The following is a 23,435-nucleotide window of genomic DNA, read 5'->3' on the forward strand; positions in this document are numbered from 1 at the left end:
AACAATATTCAGTAGGAGAAGTACATCATGACCGAAAGCTCTGACCAGACGAACCCGGGCCGCACCGTTGTGACGCAGATGTCGGCGGTGTACCCGGAGTTGGCAGGCAAGGTCGCAGTGGTGACCGGCGCGGCTCAGGGGATGGGTGCGACGTTCGCCGAAGGACTGGCAACACGCGGCGTACATGTCGTCGGCGCCGACATCAACGAAGAGCAGATGCTCGCCACGGCCGCACGAATCAATACGGACCTGGAATCGAAAGCACTGGCGGACAAGCCGGGTCGCGTCGTCGGAGCTCGGGTCGACGTCACCAAGCCGGACGAGCACGAACTGCTTGCGCAGTTGGCGTTGAAGGAGTTCGGCCGGGTCGATTTCTGGATCAACAATGCGGGTATCTTCCCGTTCGCGCTGGCCGAGGAGATTACCCCGGAGCAGATCGGCGCAACGCTGAGTGTCAATGTCGAAGGAGTGCTCTACGGTGCTCAGGCTGCGGCACGCCACCTCGGTCCCGGCGGCGCCATCGTCAACATGTCCTCGGTATCTGCGCTGCGTGTGCGGAAGGGGAGAGGCGCTTACTGCACGTCGAAAGCTGCCGTCGCGCACCTCACGGAGTCTCTCGCAGTGGAGTTCGGGGACAAGGGTATTCGGGTCAACTCCATTGCGCCCGGCTACATCGACACGGCGATGACGAAGTGGGTTCAAGAAGATCCGATCGCGCTCGCGAACGCACTCGACGCGGTGCCGCTGCATCGTCTGGGCTCGCCCGAAGAGGTCTTCGGCCCGCTGCTGTTCCTGCTCTCGGACAGCGCGCGCTACGTCACCGGGCACAGCATTGCGGTGGACGGTGGTTCGCGGCATGTCTGAGTCCACGAAATATCCCGGCGTCGTTCTCGTTACCGGCGGTGCTGCCGGGATGGGAGCGCATCACGCGCGCACTCTCGCCGCGCGCGGTTCGCATGTCTGCATTGCCGATGTTTCGGATTCATCCGGCGTGGTCGACGACATTGTCTCCGCCGGCGGATCGGCGTCCGCTCATCTTCTGGACGTCACCGATGCCGAGGCCTGGGACCGGGTTGTCGACGAAATTCGCACCACCCGTGGGGAACTCGGTGGACTGGTCAACAACGCCGGCATCTCGCGTCGGCTCGAATTCATGGACACCCCGAACGACATCTGGGAACTGACCATGAAGATCAACCTCTTCGGTCCGTTCTACGGTATGAAGGCGGTGGCGCCGCTGATGCGCGAGAGTGGTGGCGGATCGATCGTCAACATCTCGTCCATCGCCGGTCAGATCGGATACTTCTCTCCGGCTTACTCGTCGAGTAAGTGGGGTTTGACCGGTCTGTCGAAGTCGGCCGCGGGCAACTTCGCGCAGTGGGGGATTCGCGTCAACTCTGTGCACCCGGGACTGGTCGGTACGGCGCTGCTCGGCGGCGCAAACGACTTCGTCGCCGCGTCACTGAAGTCGGTTCCCTTCGGACGCATGGGAACTCTCGACGAGATCACCGAAGCAGTGCTGTTCCTGCTCTCGAACAGTTCGACCTACACCACCGGTACGGAGCTCACCGTCGACGGCGGGTTGGTGTCGAACGGTCTTTACCACCGCATCATCGCGGAGACTGGAGAACTTTCATGACCGAGCACTGGGACGTCGTTGTCATCGGTGGCGGCGGAGCCGGTCTCGCCGCTGCGGTGTCGGCAGCTGAAGAAGGCGCATCCGTTCTGCTGTTCGAGTCCGAAACCGAACTCGGTGGATCCACTGCGCTCTCGGCCGGAATCTTCACGGCCGCCGGAACAAGCGTGCAGGCAGGCCTCGGAGTCGACGACTCGGCAGAGAAGTTCTTCCAGCACTACATGGACCTCAACCAGTGGATGCTCTCACCCGGATTGATTCGTGCGTTCTGCGAAAATGCCGGTCCGACACTGGAATGGCTCATCGGACTCGGCGTCGAGATTCCAGCGGCGATCTCGGGTAACGCCCACCAACCGGGACTCGCCCAGGCCGGCGTCGAGGACGTCTGGCGCGGCCATGTGCCCAAGGATCAGGGATACGGACTGATTCAGGTGCTGGACAAGGCTCGTCGTAAGCACGGGATCGAGGTCATCTTCGGAACACGGGTGCAGAAGCTGATCGAGGAAGACGGTCGGGTTGTCGGTGTTGTCGCCGACGACATCGAGGTACGTGCGGGCGCCGTCGTTGTTGCTTCCGGTGGATTCGCGCAAGATCCGGGCTTGGTGGCGCGCCACTTCCCGGACGCGAACAAGGCCGGAGACGCCTTGTTCGTCGTCGCAGCCGAGGGGAGTCGCGGAGACCATCTTCGTTTTGCCGAAGACCTCGGTGCTTCCGTGGCGGGCGACGGCTGGGGCCTGATGCTGCCCACGGTCTACTTCCAGCGATTCCATCACTGGCAGGCAGGTTTTCCGCCGAAATCGCGGATCTACGTCAACCAGGACGGCCGTCGATTCATGGACGAGGACAGCTCGTACGCCGTCTCGACCGGCATCATCGACCATCAGGGTGGATACGGTTGGATGATCTTCGACGAGAACGCTCGCGTGAATCTGGCTCCGGGATATGCGGATTGGAATCCCGAACGCATCGAGGAAGAAGTTGCCGACGGTGGCACGATTCGCGCGGATACGATCGAAGACCTTGCAGTGGCTACGGGTGTTCCGGTTGCGACATTGACGCAAACCCTGCGTCGGTGGAACGAGCAATTGCCCAGCGGTCACGACGACGACTTCCTCCGTCATCGCACGCTGCGAAACAAGGGTGCCGTCGGCAACCCGGATCCTATTGCGACAGCACCGTTCTATGCCGCGAAAATCCTTCCGGCAGAGCTCGTATGCACGCATGCGGGAATGGAAATCAACACCGATGCGGCCGTGCTCGGCAGCACCGGAGTACCTATCGAGGGTCTGTACGCGGCCGGTGAGGCCGGCGCCGGAATCCTCGGACTGAGATACGTGGGCGGCGGCAATGCAGTTGCCAACGCTTTGACCATGGGCCGCGTAGCGGGACGTAATGCGGCGAATTACACCAGGACCAGCGCTGAGAGCGCACCGGTCCATTCCATCGCGCACTCCTGACGTCCGACGTCTGCGCGGCACCGAATCCAGTCAGTATCCAATCCAGGCAGGGAACAACATGTCAGAGAATGAGACCATGGCGAGAGCCGAATCCACCGAGGGCAGCAGCGTGGCAACCGAACGACAGTCGACGACGAAGGTAATTCGCGCGGCCATCGTCGGTACCGTCGTCGAGTACTACGACTTCGGTATCTACGGATACATGGCCACGACAATCGCCGCGCTGTTCTTCGTTTCCCACGACCCGAACGCAGCACTGCTCGGTACCTTTGCAGCATTTGCCGTGGCCTTCTTCCTACGCGTACCCGGCGGAATCTTCTTCGGCCACATCGGCGACAAGTACGGCCGAAAGAATGCTCTCTCCTGGACCATCCTTCTGATGGTTCTGGCGACAGCAGGCATGGGCTTGCTGCCGACGTACGCCACGCTGGGTGTGTGGGCCACGTCCATCCTCGTTCTGGCTCGTTGCCTGCAGGGCTTCGCGGCCGGCGGTGAACTCGGCGGTGCCAACGCTTTTGTCTCCGAGTCCGCTCCCAAGCGGTGGCGAGCGACGCAGACGTCGATGGTCAATACCGGCACCTACCTGGGTTCGCTGGCTGCTTCGCTCATGGCCCTCGGCCTGACGTCGGTATTCTCGCAAGAGCAGATCCTCGAGTGGGCTTGGCGTATCCCGTTCCTGCTCAGCCTGCTGATCGGCGGCATCGGTATCTGGATCCGTAGCCAGATGGAAGACACTCCTCAGTTCGAGGAGCTGCAGGACAAGGGTGAGACCAAGAAGCTTCCCATCCGTGAGCTGCTCAGTACCTCCGGCGGCAGCGTCGTCAAGATCATCCTGTTGGGCGCACTCATCACCGGTGGCTACTACATCGCCTCGGTGTATGCCGCGACGTACCTGCAGACCACCGGCGGTCACTCGTCGCGCGTTGCCTTCCTTTCCACCTCTCTTGCACTGGTTCTCGGCGTCATCACGTTGCCGATCTCGGGATACATGGCCGACAAGTACGGGCGTCGGCCGGTGCTGTTCGCCGGTAGTGCCGCCGCAGTGGTTCTCGGAATACCGATGTTCATGATGATGGCCGGTTCTGGTATCTGGCAGGCGGTTGTCGGTCAGTCGGTGCTCTTCATCTGCGTTTCCGTTGTCAACGGTGCTTCGTACGTGACCTATGTCGAAATGCTGAAAGCATCTGTGCGGTACAGCGGTCTGGCCTTGGGCAACAACGTGACCAACATGTTCCTCGGTGGCACCGCGCCCTTCATCGCCACCTATCTCATCAGCTTGACCGGTAACTCTCTCGCCCCGGCCGGATACTTCGTGTTCTGTGCCGTGATCACCCTCGTCACGGTCTTCTTCATCAAGGAGACCAAGGGCGTTGAACTGCAGGTTGATTGATCACCTCGGGAGAACAGGAGACGGGCTGTGTCCCTCGCTGACAAGCAAGAAATCACCGAAGTTCTGTATCGCTACGCTCGGGCCGTCGATCGGAAAGATTTCGACAGCGTAGCCTTCTGCTACTTCGACGACGCGATAGACAACCACGGTGGTTACATCGGAACCGTCGACGGGCTCATCGAAGACATGAAGCTCAGGCACAAGACGATCGACTCGTCGATTCACTGCATTTCCAACATACTGATCGACGTCAACGGCGATGTCGCTCAGTGCGAGTCGTACTGCTTGTGTTTTCTGCGGCAGGAGCGATCGGGTGAGAACGTGAAGCAGACGCTTGCCACGATCAAGTGCCGTTACGTCGACAGGTTCGAAAGGCGCCGTGGTGAGTGGCGAATCGCCGATCGGATCGTCGTGTTCGACGAATCTCGCGAAGACGTGATCGAAAACGTTCTGCCTACTGACTGGGTGACCCAACGCCGATCCTTCGACGATCCGGTGTACACCAGGACGCCTTGACCAGTAGTGCAGACGAAGGCCTTCACACACGATGTGTGTGAAGGCCTTTCGCCTGTTCACTGGTCGTGTCAGCCCACTGCGTCCGGTGCGGCGACCTCGGTCAAACGGCCGTCCGAGAGCCTGAGCCAGCGTTCGACCTTGACCTCGGCCAGGAATCTCTCGTCGTGGCTGACCACCACGAACGCCCCCTGATATGCATTCAGGGCACTTTCGAGTTGAGCAACGCTCACCAAGTCGAGGTTGTTGGTCGGCTCGTCGAGAAGAAGCAATTGCGGGGCCGGATCGGCGAAGAGAACGCATGCCAACGTAGCCCGCAGCCGTTCACCGCCCGAGAGTGCAGCGACGGGTAGGTGAGCACCCGCACCCCGAAAGAGGAAGCGCGCCAGGATGTTCATGCGTTCCGGGGCCGGAAGGCCTGGAGCCGACAATGCAAAGTTCTCGGCGACGGTGCGTGCGGGGTCGAGTAGGTCGAGCCTCTGCGACAGATATGCCACCCGGCCGTCGGCTCGCTTGACCTCACCGGAAGTCGGCGCAACATCCCCGTTGACGATGCGAAGTAACGTCGACTTTCCGACGCCGTTCGGCCCGGTCAACGCGATACGCTCCGGTCCTCGAATGGCCAGGTCAATGCCGGGGTCGGCGAAGATCTCACGATCGCCGAACGCGAATTGCATTCGCTCACCAAGGAACACCATGCGTCCGGCAGGTACGTGAGTACCTGGCAGCTCGAGCGAAATCGTCTGGTCGTCTCGAAGAGCGCGGCCCGCTCTGTCGAGTCGGTCCTTTGCCGCATCGACCCGGGCGTGGTGTGTCTCGTTCGCCTTGCCGGCCGACTCCTGAGCATTGCGCTTCATGGTCCCCGCAAAGATCTTGGGCAAGCCCGCGTTCCCGAGATTGCGGGCAGCGTTACTTGCGCGTCGTGAAGCGCGTTCTCGGGCCTGCTGCAGTTCGCGCTTCTCGCGTTTGACGTCCTGCTCGGCGTTGCGGATGTTCTTCTCCGCCACCTCGCGAGCCGAGCGTGCCGCAGCTTCGTAGTCGGTGAAATTGCCACCGTAGAAGCTGATCTCGCCGCTGTGAAGTTCGGCGATGCGGTCCATACGGTCGAGTAGTCCTCGATCATGGCTGACTACCAACAGACAGCCACTCCAGTCGTCGAGAACGTCGTAAAGTCTGCGGCGCGCGTCAAGGTCGAGATTGTTGGTGGGTTCGTCGAGGAGAAGGACATCGGGGCGTCGCAGGAGTTGAGCCACCAGTCCGAGCGAGACGACCTGCCCGCCGCTCAGAGTGTCGAGACGACGATCAAACGTCATGTCACTCAAACTGAGTCGGCCGAGTTGGGCTCGGGTCCGCTCTTCGACGTCCCAGTCGGACCCGATTGTCGTGAAGTGTTCTTCTCGTGTGTCTCCGGATTCGACAGCGTCCAGCGCAGCGAGCGTCGGGGCGATGCCCAAGACCTCGGCAACGGTCAGATCGCCCGTCAGTGGAAGGTCTTGCGGAAGGTATCCGAGAACGCCGTCGACGGACACACTGCCGGCGCGTGGGCGGAGTTGACCGGCGATCAATCTGAGCAGAGTGCTTTTCCCGACGCCGTTCTGGGCAACCAGCCCGGTTCGGCCACCGGGCACCGTGAAGGACAATTCGTCGAAGACCGGAGTGTCGTCCGGCCAGGCAAAAGACAGATTCGAGCAAACGATGTAGGTATCGGACATGAATAGACCTCAGGTGTCGTGCGGGCGCGGCAACGCTGCTCCGCAAAAAGTCGGGTAAGTGAACGACAACATGGCCACTACGGCAGCGCTCCGAGGCGTCTGCCGGTGGCCGTCATGCCCGGTTTTATCCGGAGATGTCGAGTTCACCAACCATGTCTGATCCTTTTTGGTCTGTGTCGTTTCATCCGACGATAACAGGAGCCGGTATTTACATACGAGCAATACCGGCGCAGAGAAGTTCGACCAGTCTTCGGTACACCCGATCCGGGTCGGTGCCGGCCGGTTGACCCTCTACCGATTCGAGGATGCAGAAACCGTGCAGCGCGCTACGAAGAGACCACGCCGCCTGCTCCGAATCATCCGGGCTCAGACCGTATCCCGCGATCACCTTGTTGATGACGTCTACCACCTCGCCGACGGCGGAGACCAGATCGGGATGCGGAGCAGTGGGGTAGCGGTCGGTGATGGCGTAGAGCCCGGGGTGCACCCGGACGAAGGCACGCCATGCGTCTGCGAGCGCCATGACGGCGTCGTCGCGCGAGAGACCAACCGCGGCGGCACGCAGTTGTTCGGCGAGAAGGTTGCGTGCGAGGAGGCTGAGTTGATGGTGGACGTCGTCGACCCCGTCGACGTGTTTGTACAGGGCTGACTGCCGGACGTCGAGGGTCTCGGCGAGTTGACTCAGTACCAGAGCGTCGGCGCCTTTGCTGTCGACCAGGTCGGCTGCGGCAGCGATCACGCGTTCACGGGTAACCGGAGTTCTCATGCACGCATCTTCCCTGTATGACAGGCTTTGCGTCGGTGATACATTATCACCATGAGTGATGAAGTATCGCCACGCGTGCCGTCCGGCGATCAACTACGCCGTCGTGACCTGCGCGTAGTCGTCACCGGTGCATGCATCCTCGGGTTGACCTCGGTGCTCTATGAACTCTCAGGAGTGTCTCCGTCGACGGGTGCCTTCTTTCGGTGTCTCTATGCGCTCATCCCTCTCGGCATACTCGTGCTCGTTCAGCGTCGTCGGTCATCCCGGTCTTCGATCTCGGCGCCCTGGATCGTGAAGTCTTTGCTTGCCGGCGCGTTCCTCGGAATCGATCTGGTGCTCTGGCACGAGTCGATTCATTCGATCGGGGCAGGTCTTTCGACTGTGATCCTGAATTTGCAGGTGCTGTTCGTCGCAATCCTCGGCTACGTTGTTCTGCGCCAACGGATCGGCCGGGAACTGGTCGCCAGCCTTCCGTTGCTCTTCGTCGGAGTTGCTCTGGTAGCCGGGACGAGCACAACGCTCACCGGGTCGAATCCTGCTGTCGGAGTGTCGTTTGCCGTGATCGCCGCAGGCGCCTACGCGGTCTACATCTTCCTGATGGGTCTGGCTACTCGGGCGGCGGGTAGAACGGCTCTGCCGATGTTCGTCTCGACGGGAGCCACTGCCCTCACTGCAGGTGCATACGGCCTCGTGAGTGGAACTTTGGATCTGACGCCTTCGCTCGTAGCTCAAGGCTGGCTTGTCCTGCTCGCGTTGGTATCTCAGGTGATCGGGTGGCTCCTGGTGGCCAGCGCCAGTCAGCGTCTGCCTGCCAGTGCAGTCGCCGCCAGCCTGGTGTTGCAATCGGCGTCGGCACTGCTGTTCGGCGCGGTGATGCTTGCACAGACCCCAACTCTCGTCCAACTTGCAGGTGCCGGAATGATTTTGGCCGGAGTGGTTGTGGCGACGCGGATACCTGCGAAGAAGTCCTCGACGACTGTAGTCGGAAAACGAATGGAGACAAGCGTATGACAACGGTGGCTGACCACATCTACATCAACGGCGAGATCAGGACCATGGACGGTGCGGTCGGCGATAACGCCACCGCTGTGGCAGTCAAGGACGGCAGATTTGTCGCCCTCGGAACTGATGCCGAGATCTCGGCGCTGACCGATTCCGAAACCTCCGTTGTCGATCTCGCCGGAGCGGTTGTTGTTCCGGGGTTCATCGAGACGCACCTTCATCCGATGATGTGGGGTTTGATGCTCAGTGGGGTCGACGCAACGACGAGTGCGTGCCCGACCATCGAGCAGTTGATCACGGCGTTGGCCGCGCGGGCCGCGATCACACCAGTTGGCGAGCCCATAGAAGCGTGGGGCTTCGACGACAGCCTTGTGGCGGAGGATCGAGGTCTGACCGCAGCTGATCTGGACAAGGCATCCACCGAGCATCCGATTCTGGTGCGGCACTTGTCTGCTCACGGGATCTATGTCAACTCGGTCGCACTGGAGAAGGCCGGGATCGATGCCACTACGGTCGATCCGGAGGGTGGTGTCATCGTTCGGGACAGTGACGGTGTACCCACCGGTGAACTGTGCGAGGTTCCGGCAATGTCTCTGGTGCACGGACTTGTTCCGGATATGAACCCGGATGCGTCCAAGGTCGCGATGCTGCGGGCGCAGGAAGTCATGGCTTCGGTGGGCGTGACAAGTTTTCACGACATGTACGTCACAGCCGAGATGTACGAGGCGTACCGGCAACTCGACGCCGATGGTGACTTGAGGCTGCGTGCGCGCCTCTACCTCGGCCACGGGGTTCACGATCAATTGGGTGAACTCGCCGATTCGACAGACCGAGTTCGTGTGGGCGGCGTCAAACTCATTTCGGACGGGTCGATTCAGTTGCACACCGCTGCCCTGACCGAGCCGTACCACGATCTGGGCGGGTGCCACTGCGGCGGAATGGCAATCCCGGCAGGTGCACTCGGGGTGCTCGTCGCGGAACATCACGCTGCCGGCCGGCAGGTTGCGATTCATACCAACGGTGATCAAGCCATCGATTTTGCACTGGACGCAATTGCAGCGGCACGGACGGCACACCCGGACGTCGAAGTTTCGCATCGACTCGAGCACGTTCAGACGTTGCGGGAAGATCAGATCGTGCGGATGGTCGAACTCGGGGTGGTGGCGTCGATCTTCGTGAACCACGTCTACTACTGGGGCGACCGGCACCGTGATCGGTTCCTCGGACCGGGTCGTGGCGAGCGGATCAGCCCCGTGGCGTCGGTCGTGGCGGCGGGGCTTGCCTACGCGCTGCATTGCGACTGCCCTGTCACTCCCGTGAACCCGCTCTTCACGATGAACACAGCCGTACACCGTGTGACGCGAGAAGGTCATGTTCTGGGTGCAGAGCAACGGGTTTCCGCGTCCGATGCGTTGGCCGGTTACACAAGCGCTGCCGCCCGTCTCACCGGTGAGTCATCGGACAAAGGTCGGATAGCGGTGGGACTTTTGGCGGATTTTGTTGTGCTCGACGGAGATCCGTTGCGGAGCGCTTCTCGGGAATTGAACGAACTGTCGGTCCTGCGCACGGTTGTCGGCGGTGAGACCGTCTTCGAGGCGTAGGGCCTCCGCCTTAGTTGTTGCTCGATTGTCGCTGCTTTCGAAGTAGCAGCAGTCGAACAATTTCCAAAACAAACCAAAAGTTTGTAGAACCTGTTTCCGTTCATTTTCGGACCCCAAGGACCATCTGGACGAAGGTTACTTCAGCAAACGGGTTGCAACAAAGCGCTAGGTTTTTCCAATAGTCCAGGTGAGAGGCGATTCTGTAGTCAAGTTCAGGTTTCAACAATCTTCTGGACATTCGACCAGCTTTTCGCCAAAAATTACTGATACGTGTGGTAAAAATCTAAACGACGCAAGCGGACGTCGACAGCACGAGAGAGGAATGGCCCGTTCGCGAGAACGGCTCGCAATCTTTCCGCAACACGCTCTCGCTCTGCACTTACCGCTACGACCCCTCACTGACCACGGATGAACGAAACCCTCTGCCCGTACCAGGGCGCACATGACTGGATCCGACCAGCTTTCTCACCCTGCAAGCTCCCCGCCACGGGGACCAGACGAAAAGAGTGTTCTCCATGAACAAGGCAACCAAGGGCGCAGTCGCGGCCGGTGCAGCAGCACTTCTCCTCGCCGGTGGCGCGGGAACCATGGCGGCGTGGAACGCAAACGCGCCTCTGAACGGCGGCACTATTTCTTCGGGCAAGCTGACGCTGACGACCGAAGGAACCCCGTCGTGGACGGTTTCGAACGCAGCTGTCAACGGTGGTACCGCGGCCCCCGTCACCATCAGCACATTCAAGGTTTCGCCTGGCGACGTCCTCACCTACTCCGGCTCCGTCAAGATCGGTGCTGTGGGCAACAATCTGAGCGCGACGCTCAAGGCGGATGCTTCGACGATCACGGGAACCGGCACGCTGAAGGCCGAGATGGCTCCGGTCACGACGGCGACGGTCGGAGCGACTCCGTTGCCGACGAACGGAACAGGCGTTGTCATCACTTCCGCGAACAACGACAACGTCGTCAGCGTGAATGTTGTCTTCGACTTCACGAAGGCTCCAGCAACCAACAGTTCGCAGGACAGCCAGGTCGATCTGACGAACTTCAACGTCACTCTCGATCAGGCCTAAGGCTTGCGTAAGCACTACCGTTGGTGGGCAACTGCCGCCGCGCTGGTCATCGGACTGATCTTTGTATCGGTGCAGCAGACCAGCGCGCGGTGGACGGCCGCTGAAACACTGTCCGGTGGCACGATCCAGTCCGGGATCCTCGACCTGACGGTGGGCAGTGCCGGTAGCGGCCAGAGCAGTTACGACTTCACTGCTCTGGGCGCCACCGGTATGTTCCCCAACGCATATGCACAGGCTCCGTTGACAGTTCACAACTCCGGAAATGTTCCTCTCAATTACCGGATCCAGAACGTCGCGCAGTCTTCCGCTGATGTTCCGCTCTCACTCGCGGTGACGCCAGTGACTTCAGAGGCCGGTTGCCCCGCCCAAGGCACAGCTGCCGGCACCGCGATCTACGACGGGCCCATGGTCGGTGCTCAGGTACCGACAGCTCCGGGATGGCGCACTGTCGCTGCCGGCGGTACCGATATCTTGTGCCTGCGTGGCACTGTCGGTCCTGACGTTGCTTCTGGTGTCTCCACGAGCGTGCACTTCTCATTCGAAGCGGAGTCGGTATGACGCACGCAGTGAAGGGTTCTGATCAGAGAACCGGCGCCTGGTGGTGGATCCGCAATATTGTCTCGTGGGCTCTGCTGCTGGGTGTTCTGGCGATTCTGTTGTCGACGGTCGTTGTTCCACGTTTGACGGGGTCGACGCCCTTCACTGTGTTGACCGGCTCGATGCAGCCCACCTATCCACCCGGCACCCTTATCGTGGTGAAACCGCAGGACGCTGCCCAATTGCAGGCTGGTGATGCGATCACCTACCAAATCGAGTCGGGGAAGCCCGATGTGGTTACGCACCGAATCACGATGGTGCGACTCAACTCCGCTGGTGATCTCACCTTCGTCACACAAGGCGATGCAAATCCGATAGCGGATCAGAATCCCGTTGTACCGGAGCAGATTCGCGGCAAGGTGTGGTACAGCGTGCCGTACATCGGGTACGTATACAACGCCATCACGGGGCAGATGCGCTCGGTGATGCTGACGGTTGTCGTCGGCGCACTGTCGATCTATGCCGTGTTCATGTTCGTCGGATCGGTCCGTGACCGTACCCGGCGACGTTCTGCGTCTGCAGACCCCCAACCTTCCGAACCGAGTGCGCCGGCGCCTCGAGTTGAGCAGCAAGAAAGGCACAGCCATGTCTAAGCACGAGGAGCAGCAGGCGCCCGCCTCGCTCGGTACACGTCTGGTCCGGGGCGCAACCAGCGGTCGCGCACGCGCGATCATGTCGGTGGGAATTGTCCTGGGCCTCGGTGCCGTTGGCACTCTTGCTGCGTGGACTGACAACGCTACAGCGACTTCCGGCGTATTCAGCACCGGTTCGATCGAGATGAAGCTCAACGGTGACCCGGGAGATCCGACTGCTTACGGCTTCACCGCGTTGACCAAGACGGGCATGATGCCCGGCGACAGTGTCACGGCAACTCTGCCTGTACAGAACACTGGCGCGGCACAGTTCAAATACACCATGGCAGCAACCGCAACAGGCGAGGCCGCGCTTGCCCCGTTTATGAAGGTGACTGTTCTCGATCAGAGTTGCACAACCCTGATTGCCGGCCCGGTCGGCTTGTCGACGACTGCCGCGACTCCGATCATCACAACAGGACGTCAGTTGGCTGCGAATACAGGTTCTGAGACTCTGTGCTTCAAGGTTGCGCTCGATACGGGAGTGCTTTCGGCACAACAGAACAAGTCGATCAATGTTTCATTCCAGTTCGCGGCGACGACGGCCTGAGGTGACCATGTCTGATCACACTACTCCCGGCAGTTCGAGATCGGCACGTGCCGGTCGCGAACTCGCGCTGACAATAGGGGCGGTGGCTGGACTCATCTGTGTTCTCGCCGCCGCGGCATCGATGCTGTTCGGCATCAAGCCGCTCGTCTTTCGTTCGGGTTCGATGTCTCCCGAAATCACCACTGGCTCCTTGGCATTGGCTCGAACCGTGCCCGCCACCGACCTCTCAGTGGGCGACGTCGTAAGCGTCGTCAACGGACAGAGCACGCGCATCACACACCGCGTGTACGAACTTGACCAGCAGGCTGGTAACTCCGTCACGGTGACTCTCAAGGGCGACGCAAATGCCAAGCCAGACGTGGAGCCCTACTTCATCACCGAAGCCGACCGCATTTTCTTCAGCGTCGGGGGCCTGGGCTACGCAATTGCTTGGCTCTCCAGCCCACTCGCGATCTTCCTCGGCGGAGCGTTGGTCGGCGGATTGGTGATCATTGCCTTCCGGCCCAACTCTCGCCGCAAGGATTCGGATGACGGTCCGAGTGGAGGAGTTGGCAGTGTGGACACGGAAGCTGCGGCAACGATGGAGTTTCCGATGGTTTCTTCGAGCAGCGGGACAGGCGGACATCGCTCGGCGTTCTCGCTCCGAAAGCTTGCGGTTCTCGGTGTCTCGGCCTTTGCACTGATCGGTGTTACGCAGGTGAGCGGCACCGCAGCGGCTTTCACAGACACTGCCGTCGCAACGAGTGGTGCCATTACCGTGAGCGGGAAGATCAATCCTGCAACGAGCAGCGTCAGTTGCACGACAAACGGCATAGGTGGCTCTCAATCGTCCACTGTTAAGTGGAGTCACATAGGCCCCCAATATCGCTACGAGGCGCGGTACTACAACGGAAACTCGTTGATGAAAACATGGGGATACGATCCCGGTGTCGGTGCCGCAGTAGGAACCCAGGTCTCATCCACTATCTACTACACAGATGCTGGTTACAGCGTTTTCAACTCATACACGTACACGCTTCGCATCTACACGATCAACCGAATCACGGGCGAATCGTCAACGGACTGGCGAGGGTGGAACCTACGCCAACCTGCGTCTCAGACAAGCATCTATTGCCAAGGTGAGGCAGGCTCGATCGCCGGCGCGGCTGTCGCTGAAACTGAGCAGCTTGCTCGCGGAGTTGCTCCGACAACCGCGACGGCTGCCGAGACCACCACGTCCAGTACACCGACAACGACAGGCACGTCGACGACGGCTCCCACTACGGCTGACGTGACAACCACGACCGGTCCCACCACAACAACGGAGACCTCGACCAGCACTACGACTCAGTCGACAACTCCGACAACGACAACGGATGCAACGACGACAACGGATGCAACCACGACAACCAGCACGACCACGAAGGAAGCGCCGGTGGCATTGGGTGCGGCGCAGACATCGCTGACCGGCTACAGCGCAGCGTTGCTGCAGGACGGTGCCAGCGTCGCAGTGGTGGTCACCGACAGTTCGGGTACGGCGGTGTCGAGCACACCGGTGAGCGCCACTGCGACCGTGATGTGGCAGTCTGACGCAGACGACCTGTGGATCGTGGACGGCGCCAACGTTTATCGAGTCAATGCCGCAACGGGTGTCTCGGAGAAGAACCCCTCCGGCGAAGCTCCCGCAGAGATCGCTGCCTGGATCGACGGGCAGAAGTGATGAATAAAGAACAGAGGGAATTCGGGGACGGGAGAGTTCGGATGAATGATCGTATCGTTCCCGCAAGTCGATGGAACGCGAGACGTACCAGAATGATCGGGGTATCGCTGGTCGTACTCGGCGGAGCGGCATTCCTGACGGGCTGTGCTGATACCGGCTCGCTGGGTTCCTCAGGCGGCGGCAAGCCCACCACGACCACTTCCGTTCCGGCTACGACTACCCCTGTCGTGACTACTCCGGTCGAATCCGGTTCGTTGGCGCTGAAAACCGTCACTGCACCAACATGGACGGATCAGAACGGTCCGATCGACCTTTCGACAATGGTTGTCGTGCCGGGCGACGTTCTGACCTATCGCGCCAGTTTCGCGTTGGAGATCAAGGGAACTGAAATGAAGGCAAAGCTGTCGACCAGTGATCTGGGTGTCTCCGGCGGAGCTGCTCTGGTTGCCCAGCTGAAGCCGGTCACGGAAGTCAAGCTCGATGGTGTACCAGTGCCGGTCGGTGCGGACGGAACTGTGGTCAGTACGTCGAAGGACGGCAAGATCGTCGATGTGGCAATACGTTTCACCTTCGACAAGGATTCGGCGACAGCGTTGTCAATGGATCAGTCGTTGAACTTGGCGCGATTCGACGTGAATCTGGTGCAGATACCTGCATGATATCGGTGCGGTCGACGCCAGCGTAATAGCTGTTCAGAAGTGAGGCCGGGTAGCAGATTTGCTACCCGGCCTCACTTTGTGAATTGTTGTAGGGGGCGGTTATCCGATGAATGTGACCGACTCGCCGAGCGATCCGACATCAAGCGATCCGGAGCTGGCAGATCCGGTCTTTACTGATCCGGTGTCGAGTGAACCGAAGCTCGCCGACCCCAAATTCAGGGAACCGAAATCGAGTGATCCGGTTCCGCCGGGCGTGACGGGTGTATCGGTGGAATCAAGCGTGAGGTCCACACTCCAGTTCGGCGTAATACTGCCGTTCTGCGACGAATTCCCTGCCTCGAAGGGCATTCCGATGACGAAGACAACCTTGGCACTTTGGCCCGGTGCGAGGCGGACCGAGTTCAACTGGGTCCCTGGTGTGGCGGCATCGCCGGTGACGGTGAGCGGATTGCCGGCGACGCCGTTTACGTCGACACGAAGGAATGCTTCCATGCCGTCGCTGATTTCGTAATCTCCGACGTAGAAGCGTGCCTCACCTGCGCGGTCCGATGCGTTTCGGACGTAAAATGTGGTTGTGTTGGTCCCACCCGGGATGAGTATGTCTGTGCTCCAGACGATTTTGGAAGTATCTCCCCAGGTCGAGTGGTCTGCGGAGTACTCGATGATTCCACTCTCACCGTCCGCTGCGTGAGCGAGCGACGGCATCAGCGCTCCGCCCACCAGTGCAAGTACGAGGGCCGTGAGTATCCCAATGACTGTGCTCCATAGCGCACCAGGCTTTCGAGATGGGTAACTGATAGTTTTCACAACTCCGAATTCTAGTCGGACAAACGTCCGAGCGTGACGAGTTGTGAGAGCTAACTGTATGTTGTGCAACAATTTTCGGAAGTTTGACGAATCTACTGGGAGGGAGCTGAAAATGAACTGTGATCGGAGCGGATGTGAGCCGCAGATTGGGAGCGCGGATAGCTGGTCGATCGCTTGACGAGTGGGTTTCGATGCCGGCCATGCGGGGTAAAGGATTCTCATCTGCAATGGCTTCAGACGCTGCGGAGATGTTGATTCGGCATTTGGTATTTCTTACAGATTCAGCTATCTTACTGCAAAGTAAGTATGAATTCGGCAATCGATCGGGGCGATTGCCGACCTGAGTACGAGGACCGATATGCGGTTTCACCTGGGGGCCGTAGTTCGGCGACGTCGTTGGGCGCGAGACGTATTGGCAGCCACGGCGGCATGTGCGCTGGCGATGTCCGCGTTGCTGTCTGTCCAGACATCAGCGTCGGCGTCCGAACTGGACGAGTATTTGAATTTGCCTTTGGTGAATCGGAATGCCGAACACGGTCCGGGCGGTGTCCATCCCGCGTTGCCGACTGATCTCGGCACCTTGCAAGCCCTTGTGGAAGAAGCCCGCGCCAGTGGTCGCAATCCGGAATCCTATGCGGCCTTGCTGTTTCAGTATCGATTGGTCGCTGCCACGGAAGCCGCCGGAATCGATCTCTCATCGTGGAATCCGCGCGCCGGAGTGTCGGCTAATCGCACGAACCTGGTGAAGTCGTACCGCTACTACGAGGATCTGCAACTCGGTCACCCGGAATTGCAGTGGGCGGGCATGGGCGGACAGGTAGGCGCGGACTTCGGCGGGGGACTGATCGACTTCGAACTGATGGCGGACGTGTACTCGTTTCCGAATCTCCAGCAGGTTGCCAATTCGATAGTTTCTCAGGTCACGGATCAGGTTGGCGTGCAAGCGCTGAACCAATTGCCGGCAGGGCTGCGCGCACTCGCGGCGGTGGGCAGGAACGTCACGGCGGACGACTTGGATTATGTGCTGGGGATGATCCTGGTGATGCAGAAGAACATCTTCTCGGATCTGATGCCGATGCATCAGGCATACGTGGACGAAGGGCTTCCTGCACTGGAGGAAATGCAGAGTGCCGGACTATTCGGCAAGGATGTCATGGACGCCTGGCGTGATGTCGCGTCCAGTGATTCGAATCGGATCGCACTGGGGAACGTTGCGCTGCTCCAACGTGAGCAAGGGGTGATCATCCGCGACCAGTGGGATACCGTGCGCGCCTACAAAGGTGATGTGGGAGAAGCGATCACCTACGCATCGACCGTTGCCGGCTCGCCCTCGGTCGCCGGCGTGGTCCCGCCTCGCTCGTTCCGGCCCCTCGAGTTCACGACGACACTCGCCGACGGACGCACCGCGAACGTGACGATGCCACTGCCGGATTGGAACTGGTCGGTGTACGAGGACCGGTGGGACTACATCACCTCACAGCTATTGCCGAAGTACCGAGCGATGGTCGAAGAAGATTGGCCACGGCTCGTAGCCACATTGAGTGTTCCCTACGAAATTCAATTGGAGAGCCACCGCCCGATGATGACCCTCCCACAAACTCTCGAATCGGCCCTCTCCAGTTTGAAAGTGACGGTTCAGTGATGTCGTCGGCGACATTCCGAAGGTCGGCGCCGCTGGTAGCGCTGACCGTTGCGCTGGTCCTGCCAGCAACGGCCGGAGCTGGGGTGCCGGACAATGATGTCCCGAAAGACGTGCAAACTCCTGTATCCGAGGAGTTTCGGACCGACACCCCAACTCTGGGAGAGGTATTCAACGGGTTCACCGTCGGTGCTCTCAGTTCAGGGGAGTTCGCATCCGAAGAGGAGATCTTCACTGCTCTCACCGCCGATGATCCGTTTTACGACGAGCCGGTGTTGACCGGCGCCGAGCGTCCCGGTGATCTCCTGAAGTCGAAGAAGGTGGATGTACTGTTCACCGGATACAAACCGGGACAGCTCGACGCCTACAAGATCATGTATGTCACAACCGGAATCGACGGTTCGACGCCGGTAGTGAGCACTGGAATCATGATGATCCCGATCGACGGAACGCCGGCGTCGGAGAAGAAGATCATCAGCTATCAGGAGGCCAACGACAGCGTCGGCGGCTACTGTCATCCGAGTTCACACTGGACCGGCGGCGATCCGCTGGACGGCGCCTCCTGGTCGGGCTTGGGTCCACTGGCGCTGATGTTCGGAAAAGGTTATGCCGTAGTGATTTCCGACGTCGGGAACAACGGAGACCGTGATCCCCACGGTGTCTTCGCGGGTAAGTTCGCCGGGCACGCCCAGTTGGATGCAGTGCGCGCAGCATTTCAGCTGCAGGATTCCGAGCTGAATCCGGATGCGGAGATTGCGTTGTTCGGAATCGCTGGTGGTGGAGTTGGTTCGGCATTCGCCGCCGAATCTGCGCAGTCCTACGCGCCGGAACTCGATATCGTCTCGACAGTCCTCGAGGGCATGGTGATCAAGCCCCGAACATTCATGGAGACAACAGATTCCTCGGTCGGCGCGGGCTTCGGATTTGCGACGCTCCTCGGTCTCGAACCGTGGTATCCCGAGATGAAGTTGAACGACAAGCTCAATCCCGTGGGCCGAGTGATTGCCGACGTGTACCGGGGTGAGTGCCAGATGCCGGCGTACTTCACGCTTCCGTTCGTGCCGTTGGCAAGCCTTTTCGCGCCGGGAATCGATCCGATCACAGAACCCAGCTTCCAGCGTGCGTACGACGACAACGTATTGGGCCACGGTGCTCCGGCGTCGAAGGTATTGATAACTTCGTGCGCAAAGGACGACTCCCCGATGTCACTTGTACCGGCAGCTGATGCGCGAGAACTGGCGGACACGTACAGAAGCCGAGGGACGGACGTGAGCTATCAGCCCACCGACTGCAGTATGGATCGCGCAGTCGCGGATCCATACGGTTGGGGGACAGACCTGTTCGGAATGCAGACAATCGATTGGATAGCCCACAATTTCGACAACTGAGTGAAACTATCCGGTGACAGCGAGACGCAAACTCTGATGGCGGCGTACGAACATGCTGGGGACCCAACGTGGCGGGAATTCGGAATCGACTGTGACATGCGAACTGTTTTCGAGAAGTACACCGATGGCGGTCTTTGCTTCCATCCTGGCCAGCGCGGCCCCGACACAGAAATGTGCTCCCTTGCCGAAGGCGAAATGCGCTCGGAGATTGGCCCGGTCGAGGTTCATCGCGTGTGGCTCGGCGAACGACTCTGGGTCCCGGTTCGCCGAGCCCCACAGCAGTATGAGATGACTGCCGGCGGGTAGCGCCACTCCGCCAAGGGTTGTGTCCGCATTGACATGTCGGTGGTGTCCGCGAAAAGGCGACTCGAGTCTGAGCGTCTCCTCCAGGAATGCGCTCACGAGTAGAGGGTCCTCGCGCAGCTGCGTCTGTATCTCGGGGCGCTCGGCGAATAGCCGAGCAGAGTTGGCGATCAGTCCGGCGGTCGATTCGCCGCCTGCACCGACGAGTTGCACCAGTATCAGCACGGCCACGTCTTCGCTGAGTTCGCCTGCGTCACAGCAGTGGACGAGGTCTCCGAGTAGATCGTCGACCGGGTTTGTCCGCACCTCACGAAACTTGCTGTGGAGGTACCCGGTGAGCTCGGCCGCCGAGGTGACGACGTCCGTAAACCGTTCCGCCGTCACGATGCCGCTGAGAAGTTCGGTGCTGTCGTAAGACCACGCCAGCAATTGGGGGACGTCGGCTGGCGGCAAGCCGATCAGTGCGGCAACCATCTGCAGTGGGAGGGTGTCCGCTATCGACGTGACCCAGTCGATGTGGCGACCGTCGAAGCCGTTGTCCCACAACTGCTGCGTGTACTCGAGCATCGTCGGCTCGAGTGCTCGTATGCGTTTGGCGACCAGTGTCGGCAGCACAAGTTTGCGCTGGTGCTGATGGTCGGGCTCGTCGGCGGTCGCGAGGACATGAACGGCTTGCCCGCCGCCGTTCATGTCGAACGTCACGGCAGATCCGTCCGGTGTTCGAACCAGTACGCCGGTGAGGTTGGAGGAGAAGTCCTCGGTACGGGAAACGGCTTCGGTGACAAGTTCCCACGTCGACACCAGATAGAAGTCGGTATCGGGTATTCGATACACGGGGTGCTCGCGCCGGAGTACGTCGTAGAGCGGGTAAGGGTCGTCGATATTCGACGGGAGGAAGGGGTTGATGTCCAGCGTCGGTGGTGTCACGAATGGAAGATTTCACGGCCGTCGAGGAGAAGTCAACAGGTGGGAAATGCCTCTGAACTGGCATTTTGAGAAAATCTCACGCACTTCAACCCCCTCGTACTTCTCCCAGGTCAGAGGCTCGCGGCCTTCCGTAGCGTTGAGATTTCTGATTGAATCTGTCTCGAGATGAGACGAGGTGACGGAGAGTGACCGGTGTGAACGAGCGCCGCGCCGCCGACTGGTTGGCCGGCGGTAACCGCCGTGAACTCGCAACCGAGCGCATCTTCGCGGCTGCAGCAGAGCTGATTCGAGAACAGGGATTCGATCGGTTCAATGCCGACGACGTCGCTTCCCGCGCAGGCTGTTCGCGGGCGACGCTCTACCGCTACGTGGGTGGCAAGTCCGCGATCCGTGAGGGGCTGTTGTCGCGAGGTGCTGCGTCCGTGGCGAGCCAGGTTGCGGCTGCCGTCGAATCACTGCGTGGCGACCAGCGGATCGTGGAGTCGATCCTCGTCGCCGTCGACGCGATCAGAGCCGACGCCGCCATGAGCCATGGCCTTGCGGCGGCGCGGGCCAACGGTATCGACGAGTATCTCGTGTCTTCTCCGTTGCTACCGCGTACTGCACTCGAACTTGCTGGATTGGATCCCGAAGGTCAACAGTCGCAGTGGGTGGTTCGGATCGTGTTGATGCTGTTGGCGTGGCCACTGGCCGACAGGGCAGACGAACGACGGATGGTCGAGTCGTTCGTCTGCTCCTGAGCAGGGTTCCGTGTTCGTGAACAGTGCGGCGGGTCGGTCGCTGCTGCAGACGGTTCGGTTCATGCATTCGTTCCTCGGCTCGGTACCCTGAAGCCTGTCCGCTGCCGCGAAGGAGAAAGTCACGATGGTGGTACGCAGTACGTCCATGCGTTTCGACGCAACAGAACTGACGATCGAGGAACTCGCGCTTCAGGCCGAAGTGCGGGAGTACCTCGACAAGCGGCTAACCCCGGGCAGCTACCCCCTCGGACTCGGGATGTCCGGGGCTGTGGATCCGGCGTTCTCGCGAGATCTCGGTAGCCGTGGGTGGCTCGGAATGTCACTGCCGAAGGAATACGGCGGGGGCGGACGGTCAGCAGTGGATCGATTGGTCGTCGTCGAAGAACTTCTCGCGCGGGGAGCGCCGGTCGGCTATCACTGGATCGGAGACAGACAGTCGGGTCCGAGCATCGCCGCCAACGGCACGGAAGAACAGAAGCGGTACTTCCTTCCCGGTATCGCGAGCGGTGAGTTCTCGTTCTCGATCGGGATGAGTGAACCCGACTCGGGTTCGGACCTGGCATCGGTACGCACTCGCGCCGAACGTGTTGATGGTGGCTGGAAAGTCAACGGCACCAAGATCTGGACCACCGGTGCCTTCCATGCCACACACATACTCGCTCTGCTTCGAACCTCGGCAGACAAGCACAACGGACTCACTCAGCTGATCGTCGATCGCGACAGCGAGGGCCTGACCGTCTCACCCATTCCGTTCATCGACGGAAGCGAGGACTTCTGCGAGGTGTCGTTCCAGGACGTTTTCGTGCCGGACTCGCGTCGCCTCGGAGACGTCGGAGCGGGCTGGGGACAAAACACCGGTGAACTCGCACTCGAGCGAGGTGGCGTCGACCGTTGGATGTCGCTGATGCCGGTCCTCGAGAACTGGGCAGCCAACCAGGCGGCGATGGGCGGTCCCTCTGCCCTCGCCGATCTGGGCTCGATTACGGCGCGCTGCTGGGCTTTTCGTGGGATGTCGCTGTCCATTGCACGAATGGTCGACTCCGGTCGCTCGCCGGTCACGGAGGCCGCGCTGATCAAGGAAATGGCAACACGCTTCGAACAGGACTGTGTTGCCACCGTGGCACGGCACCTCGGCCGGGCTCCAGACCTTGCCTCCGACGACCCGTACGAGTCACTGCTCGCACGGGCCGTGCTGGTGGCGCCGTCGTGGTCGATTCGTGGTGGAACCAACGAAATTCTCCGCACCGTGATCGTGAAAGGATTGAACCGATGAATTCGGGGTCAGAGATCAACGCGTACACATTCGACGCCGACCTCGAATCGATGGTAGAACAATTTTTCGCCGAGAAGTCCGGCACCGAGGTGGTAGCGCAGGCGGAGATGGACGGTCTGCCCACCGGATTATGGAGCGCGGCAGTCGAACTGGGGTTGCCACTGGTCGGTCTTCCCGAATCCGTTGGTGGTTCCGGTGGCTCGCTCCTCGACGCCGTGACTGTCCAGCGCGCGGCGGCGAGGCACGCTGCGCCGTTGCCGCTCGCCGAGACGTACCTCGCGGGCAGGCTGGCAGCAGCGGCCGGGCTACCGGTGCCCTCCGGAATCGCAACCGTCGCGCCGGGATCGCAGCGCGACGATGTGCGTCGCACCAACGACGGTTTCCTGTCGGGCACCTTTCACGATGTGCCGTGGGGTAGCGCCGCATCAGTGCTGGCAGCAGTTCTCGGTGATCGCGTTGTACTCCTGAACATCTCCGACGCCGAGATCGGTGGAGGGACGGATCTTGCCGGGCAACCGCGTCAGAGCCTGACGTTCGCAGAAGCGCGGATTGTCGATGGCGACAACTTTGTCGACCCGCGGATTCTCAACAGGCTCGGCGCGTTCTTGCGCTCGGTACAGATGGCAGGAGCCATGGAGTCGGTGTCGACGTTGACCCGTCGCTACGTGTCGGAGCGGGTGCAGTTCGGTAGGCCCATCGCGCAGTTCCAAGCCGTCCAGCAGCATATCGTCACTCTCGCTCAGATGGCATCGATGTCCACGCTGGCTGTCGATCGCACTGCACATGCACTCACCAGAGGCGATGCCGACTTCGAAGTGAGCGCAACCAAATTGGTGGTTTCACAAAATGCGCTCGCGAGCGTGCGCGCCGCCCACCAGGCACACGGTGCGATCGGCATGACCCGCGAATACCGCTTGCAACAACTCACCCGACGACTGCATGCCTGGCGATCGGAGTTCGGCGACGAAATCGCGAGCGCTACGCAACTGGGAGAGGCCGTAGCTGCATCGCCGTCACTGCACCGCTTGATCACTGATCCAGAACCGACATTGCAGCTGTAATCCTGACTGTCGTAGA

General features: G+C 60.6%; 22 protein-coding genes. 18 read left to right on the forward strand and 4 right to left on the reverse strand.

All coding sequences use genetic code 11. The features are described from left to right. Nucleotides 1–27: 27 nt before the first annotated feature. The 5 genes from AC2ETI_RS07305 to AC2ETI_RS07325 all read left to right on the forward strand — a co-directional run bounded on the left by AC2ETI_RS07305 (nt 28) and on the right by AC2ETI_RS07325 (nt 4,999). Nucleotides 28–864 (forward strand): SDR family NAD(P)-dependent oxidoreductase, encoded by an 837-nt coding sequence (locus tag AC2ETI_RS07305; RefSeq protein ID WP_070386415.1) that lies wholly within the window; start codon nt 28–30, stop codon nt 862–864. Beyond that, complete coding sequence (locus AC2ETI_RS07310; protein WP_020909036.1) at nt 857–1,639, forward strand: SDR family NAD(P)-dependent oxidoreductase; 783 nt, start codon at nt 857–859, stop codon at nt 1,637–1,639. The genes AC2ETI_RS07305 and AC2ETI_RS07310 overlap by 8 nt, the downstream gene beginning before the upstream one ends. After that, complete coding sequence (locus tag AC2ETI_RS07315) at nt 1,636–3,093, forward strand: FAD-dependent oxidoreductase (protein ID WP_483633726.1); 1,458 nt, start codon at nt 1,636–1,638, stop codon at nt 3,091–3,093. The genes AC2ETI_RS07310 and AC2ETI_RS07315 overlap by 4 nt, the downstream gene beginning before the upstream one ends. A gap of 76 nt (nt 3,094–3,169) precedes the next feature. Continuing rightward, complete coding sequence (locus AC2ETI_RS07320) at nt 3,170–4,483, forward strand: MFS transporter (protein ID WP_007731424.1); 1,314 nt, start codon at nt 3,170–3,172, stop codon at nt 4,481–4,483. 27 nt (nt 4,484–4,510) lie between these two features. Further along, complete coding sequence (locus AC2ETI_RS07325; protein ID WP_378666922.1) at nt 4,511–4,999, forward strand: nuclear transport factor 2 family protein; 489 nt, start codon at nt 4,511–4,513, stop codon at nt 4,997–4,999. Between the two features lie 68 nt (nt 5,000–5,067). On the opposite strand, the gene AC2ETI_RS07330 is transcribed toward AC2ETI_RS07325, so the two are convergent. Together AC2ETI_RS07330 and AC2ETI_RS07335 are read right to left on the reverse strand one after the other, a co-directional pair. After that, nucleotides 5,068–6,708, reverse strand: coding sequence for an ABC-F family ATP-binding cassette domain-containing protein (locus tag AC2ETI_RS07330; RefSeq protein WP_483633727.1), 1,641 nt, complete (start codon nt 6,706–6,708; stop codon nt 5,068–5,070). Between the two features lie 208 nt (nt 6,709–6,916). Further along, complete coding sequence (locus AC2ETI_RS07335) at nt 6,917–7,474, reverse strand: TetR/AcrR family transcriptional regulator (RefSeq protein ID WP_003940110.1); 558 nt, start codon at nt 7,472–7,474, stop codon at nt 6,917–6,919. 51 nt (nt 7,475–7,525) lie between these two features. On the opposite strand from AC2ETI_RS07335, the gene AC2ETI_RS07340 reads away from it, so the two are divergent. The 8 genes from AC2ETI_RS07340 to AC2ETI_RS07375 all read left to right on the forward strand — a co-directional run bounded on the left by AC2ETI_RS07340 (nt 7,526) and on the right by AC2ETI_RS07375 (nt 15,281). Next, the gene (locus AC2ETI_RS07340) at nt 7,526–8,485 is read left to right on the forward strand and encodes a DMT family transporter (protein WP_029256186.1); all 960 of its coding nucleotides are present in this window, start codon (nt 7,526–7,528) and stop codon (nt 8,483–8,485) included. Further along, the gene (locus AC2ETI_RS07345; protein WP_483633728.1) at nt 8,482–10,077 is read left to right on the forward strand and encodes an amidohydrolase; all 1,596 of its coding nucleotides are present in this window, start codon (nt 8,482–8,484) and stop codon (nt 10,075–10,077) included. The genes AC2ETI_RS07340 and AC2ETI_RS07345 overlap by 4 nt, the downstream gene beginning before the upstream one ends. 515 nt (nt 10,078–10,592) lie before the next feature. Next, nucleotides 10,593–11,144 carry an alternate-type signal peptide domain-containing protein gene (locus AC2ETI_RS07350; protein ID WP_024488239.1) on the forward strand — a complete coding sequence of 184 codons (552 nt, stop codon included), beginning with the start codon at nt 10,593–10,595 and terminating at the stop codon, nt 11,142–11,144. 3 nt (nt 11,145–11,147) lie between these two features. Beyond that, nucleotides 11,148–11,702, forward strand: a complete 555-nt coding sequence (locus tag AC2ETI_RS07355; protein WP_029256184.1) for a hypothetical protein — start codon at nt 11,148–11,150, stop codon at nt 11,700–11,702. Next, nucleotides 11,699–12,334: a signal peptidase I gene (locus tag AC2ETI_RS07360; RefSeq protein ID WP_024488237.1), complete on the forward strand. Its 636-nt coding sequence runs from the start codon at nt 11,699–11,701 to the stop codon at nt 12,332–12,334. The genes AC2ETI_RS07355 and AC2ETI_RS07360 overlap by 4 nt, the downstream gene beginning before the upstream one ends. Next, a complete protein-coding gene (locus AC2ETI_RS07365; protein ID WP_029256183.1) occupies nt 12,327–12,923 on the forward strand; it encodes a SipW-dependent-type signal peptide-containing protein in 597 nt (198 codons plus the stop codon). Before AC2ETI_RS07360 ends, AC2ETI_RS07365 begins: the two co-directional genes overlap by 8 nt. A gap of 7 nt (nt 12,924–12,930) precedes the next feature. Then, complete coding sequence (locus AC2ETI_RS07370; protein ID WP_201026960.1) at nt 12,931–14,622, forward strand: signal peptidase I; 1,692 nt, start codon at nt 12,931–12,933, stop codon at nt 14,620–14,622. Between the two features lie 41 nt (nt 14,623–14,663). Then, the gene (locus tag AC2ETI_RS07375) at nt 14,664–15,281 is read left to right on the forward strand and encodes an alternate-type signal peptide domain-containing protein (protein ID WP_483633729.1); all 618 of its coding nucleotides are present in this window, start codon (nt 14,664–14,666) and stop codon (nt 15,279–15,281) included. 99 nt (nt 15,282–15,380) lie between these two features. Here the strand turns inward: AC2ETI_RS07375 and AC2ETI_RS07380 are convergent, their stop codons facing one another. After that, the gene (locus AC2ETI_RS07380) at nt 15,381–15,986 is read right to left on the reverse strand and encodes a hypothetical protein (protein ID WP_283384066.1); all 606 of its coding nucleotides are present in this window, start codon (nt 15,984–15,986) and stop codon (nt 15,381–15,383) included. A 460-nt stretch (nt 15,987–16,446) separates the two neighbouring features. Here AC2ETI_RS07380 and AC2ETI_RS07385 point away from each other — a divergent pair, with 460 nt between their 5' ends. Next, nucleotides 16,447–17,730: a hypothetical protein gene (locus tag AC2ETI_RS07385; RefSeq protein WP_483633730.1), complete on the forward strand. Its 1,284-nt coding sequence runs from the start codon at nt 16,447–16,449 to the stop codon at nt 17,728–17,730. Continuing rightward, on the forward strand, nt 17,730–19,115 hold the full coding sequence (locus AC2ETI_RS07390; protein ID WP_483633731.1) for a lipase family protein: 1,386 nt from the start codon (nt 17,730–17,732) through the stop codon (nt 19,113–19,115). The genes AC2ETI_RS07385 and AC2ETI_RS07390 overlap by 1 nt, the downstream gene beginning before the upstream one ends. A 6-nt stretch (nt 19,116–19,121) precedes the next feature. On the opposite strand, the gene AC2ETI_RS07395 is transcribed toward AC2ETI_RS07390, so the two are convergent. Continuing rightward, nucleotides 19,122–20,345, reverse strand: coding sequence for a cytochrome P450 (locus AC2ETI_RS07395; RefSeq protein ID WP_483633732.1), 1,224 nt, complete (start codon nt 20,343–20,345; stop codon nt 19,122–19,124). A 185-nt stretch (nt 20,346–20,530) separates the two neighbouring features. Here AC2ETI_RS07395 and AC2ETI_RS07400 point away from each other — a divergent pair, with 185 nt between their 5' ends. The 3 genes from AC2ETI_RS07400 (at nt 20,531) to AC2ETI_RS07410 (ending at nt 23,419) form a co-directional block, all read left to right on the forward strand. Then, the gene (locus tag AC2ETI_RS07400; RefSeq protein WP_483633733.1) at nt 20,531–21,085 is read left to right on the forward strand and encodes a TetR/AcrR family transcriptional regulator; all 555 of its coding nucleotides are present in this window, start codon (nt 20,531–20,533) and stop codon (nt 21,083–21,085) included. Between the two features lie 124 nt (nt 21,086–21,209). After that, nucleotides 21,210–22,358 (forward strand): acyl-CoA dehydrogenase family protein, encoded by a 1,149-nt coding sequence (locus AC2ETI_RS07405; protein WP_259116831.1) that lies wholly within the window; start codon nt 21,210–21,212, stop codon nt 22,356–22,358. Further along, nucleotides 22,355–23,419: an acyl-CoA dehydrogenase family protein gene (locus AC2ETI_RS07410; protein WP_080909561.1), complete on the forward strand. Its 1,065-nt coding sequence runs from the start codon at nt 22,355–22,357 to the stop codon at nt 23,417–23,419. The genes AC2ETI_RS07405 and AC2ETI_RS07410 overlap by 4 nt, the downstream gene beginning before the upstream one ends. Nucleotides 23,420–23,435: the final 16 nt, after the last annotated feature.

This window comes from Rhodococcus sp. MurmanLake-1 (genome assembly GCF_056945715.1).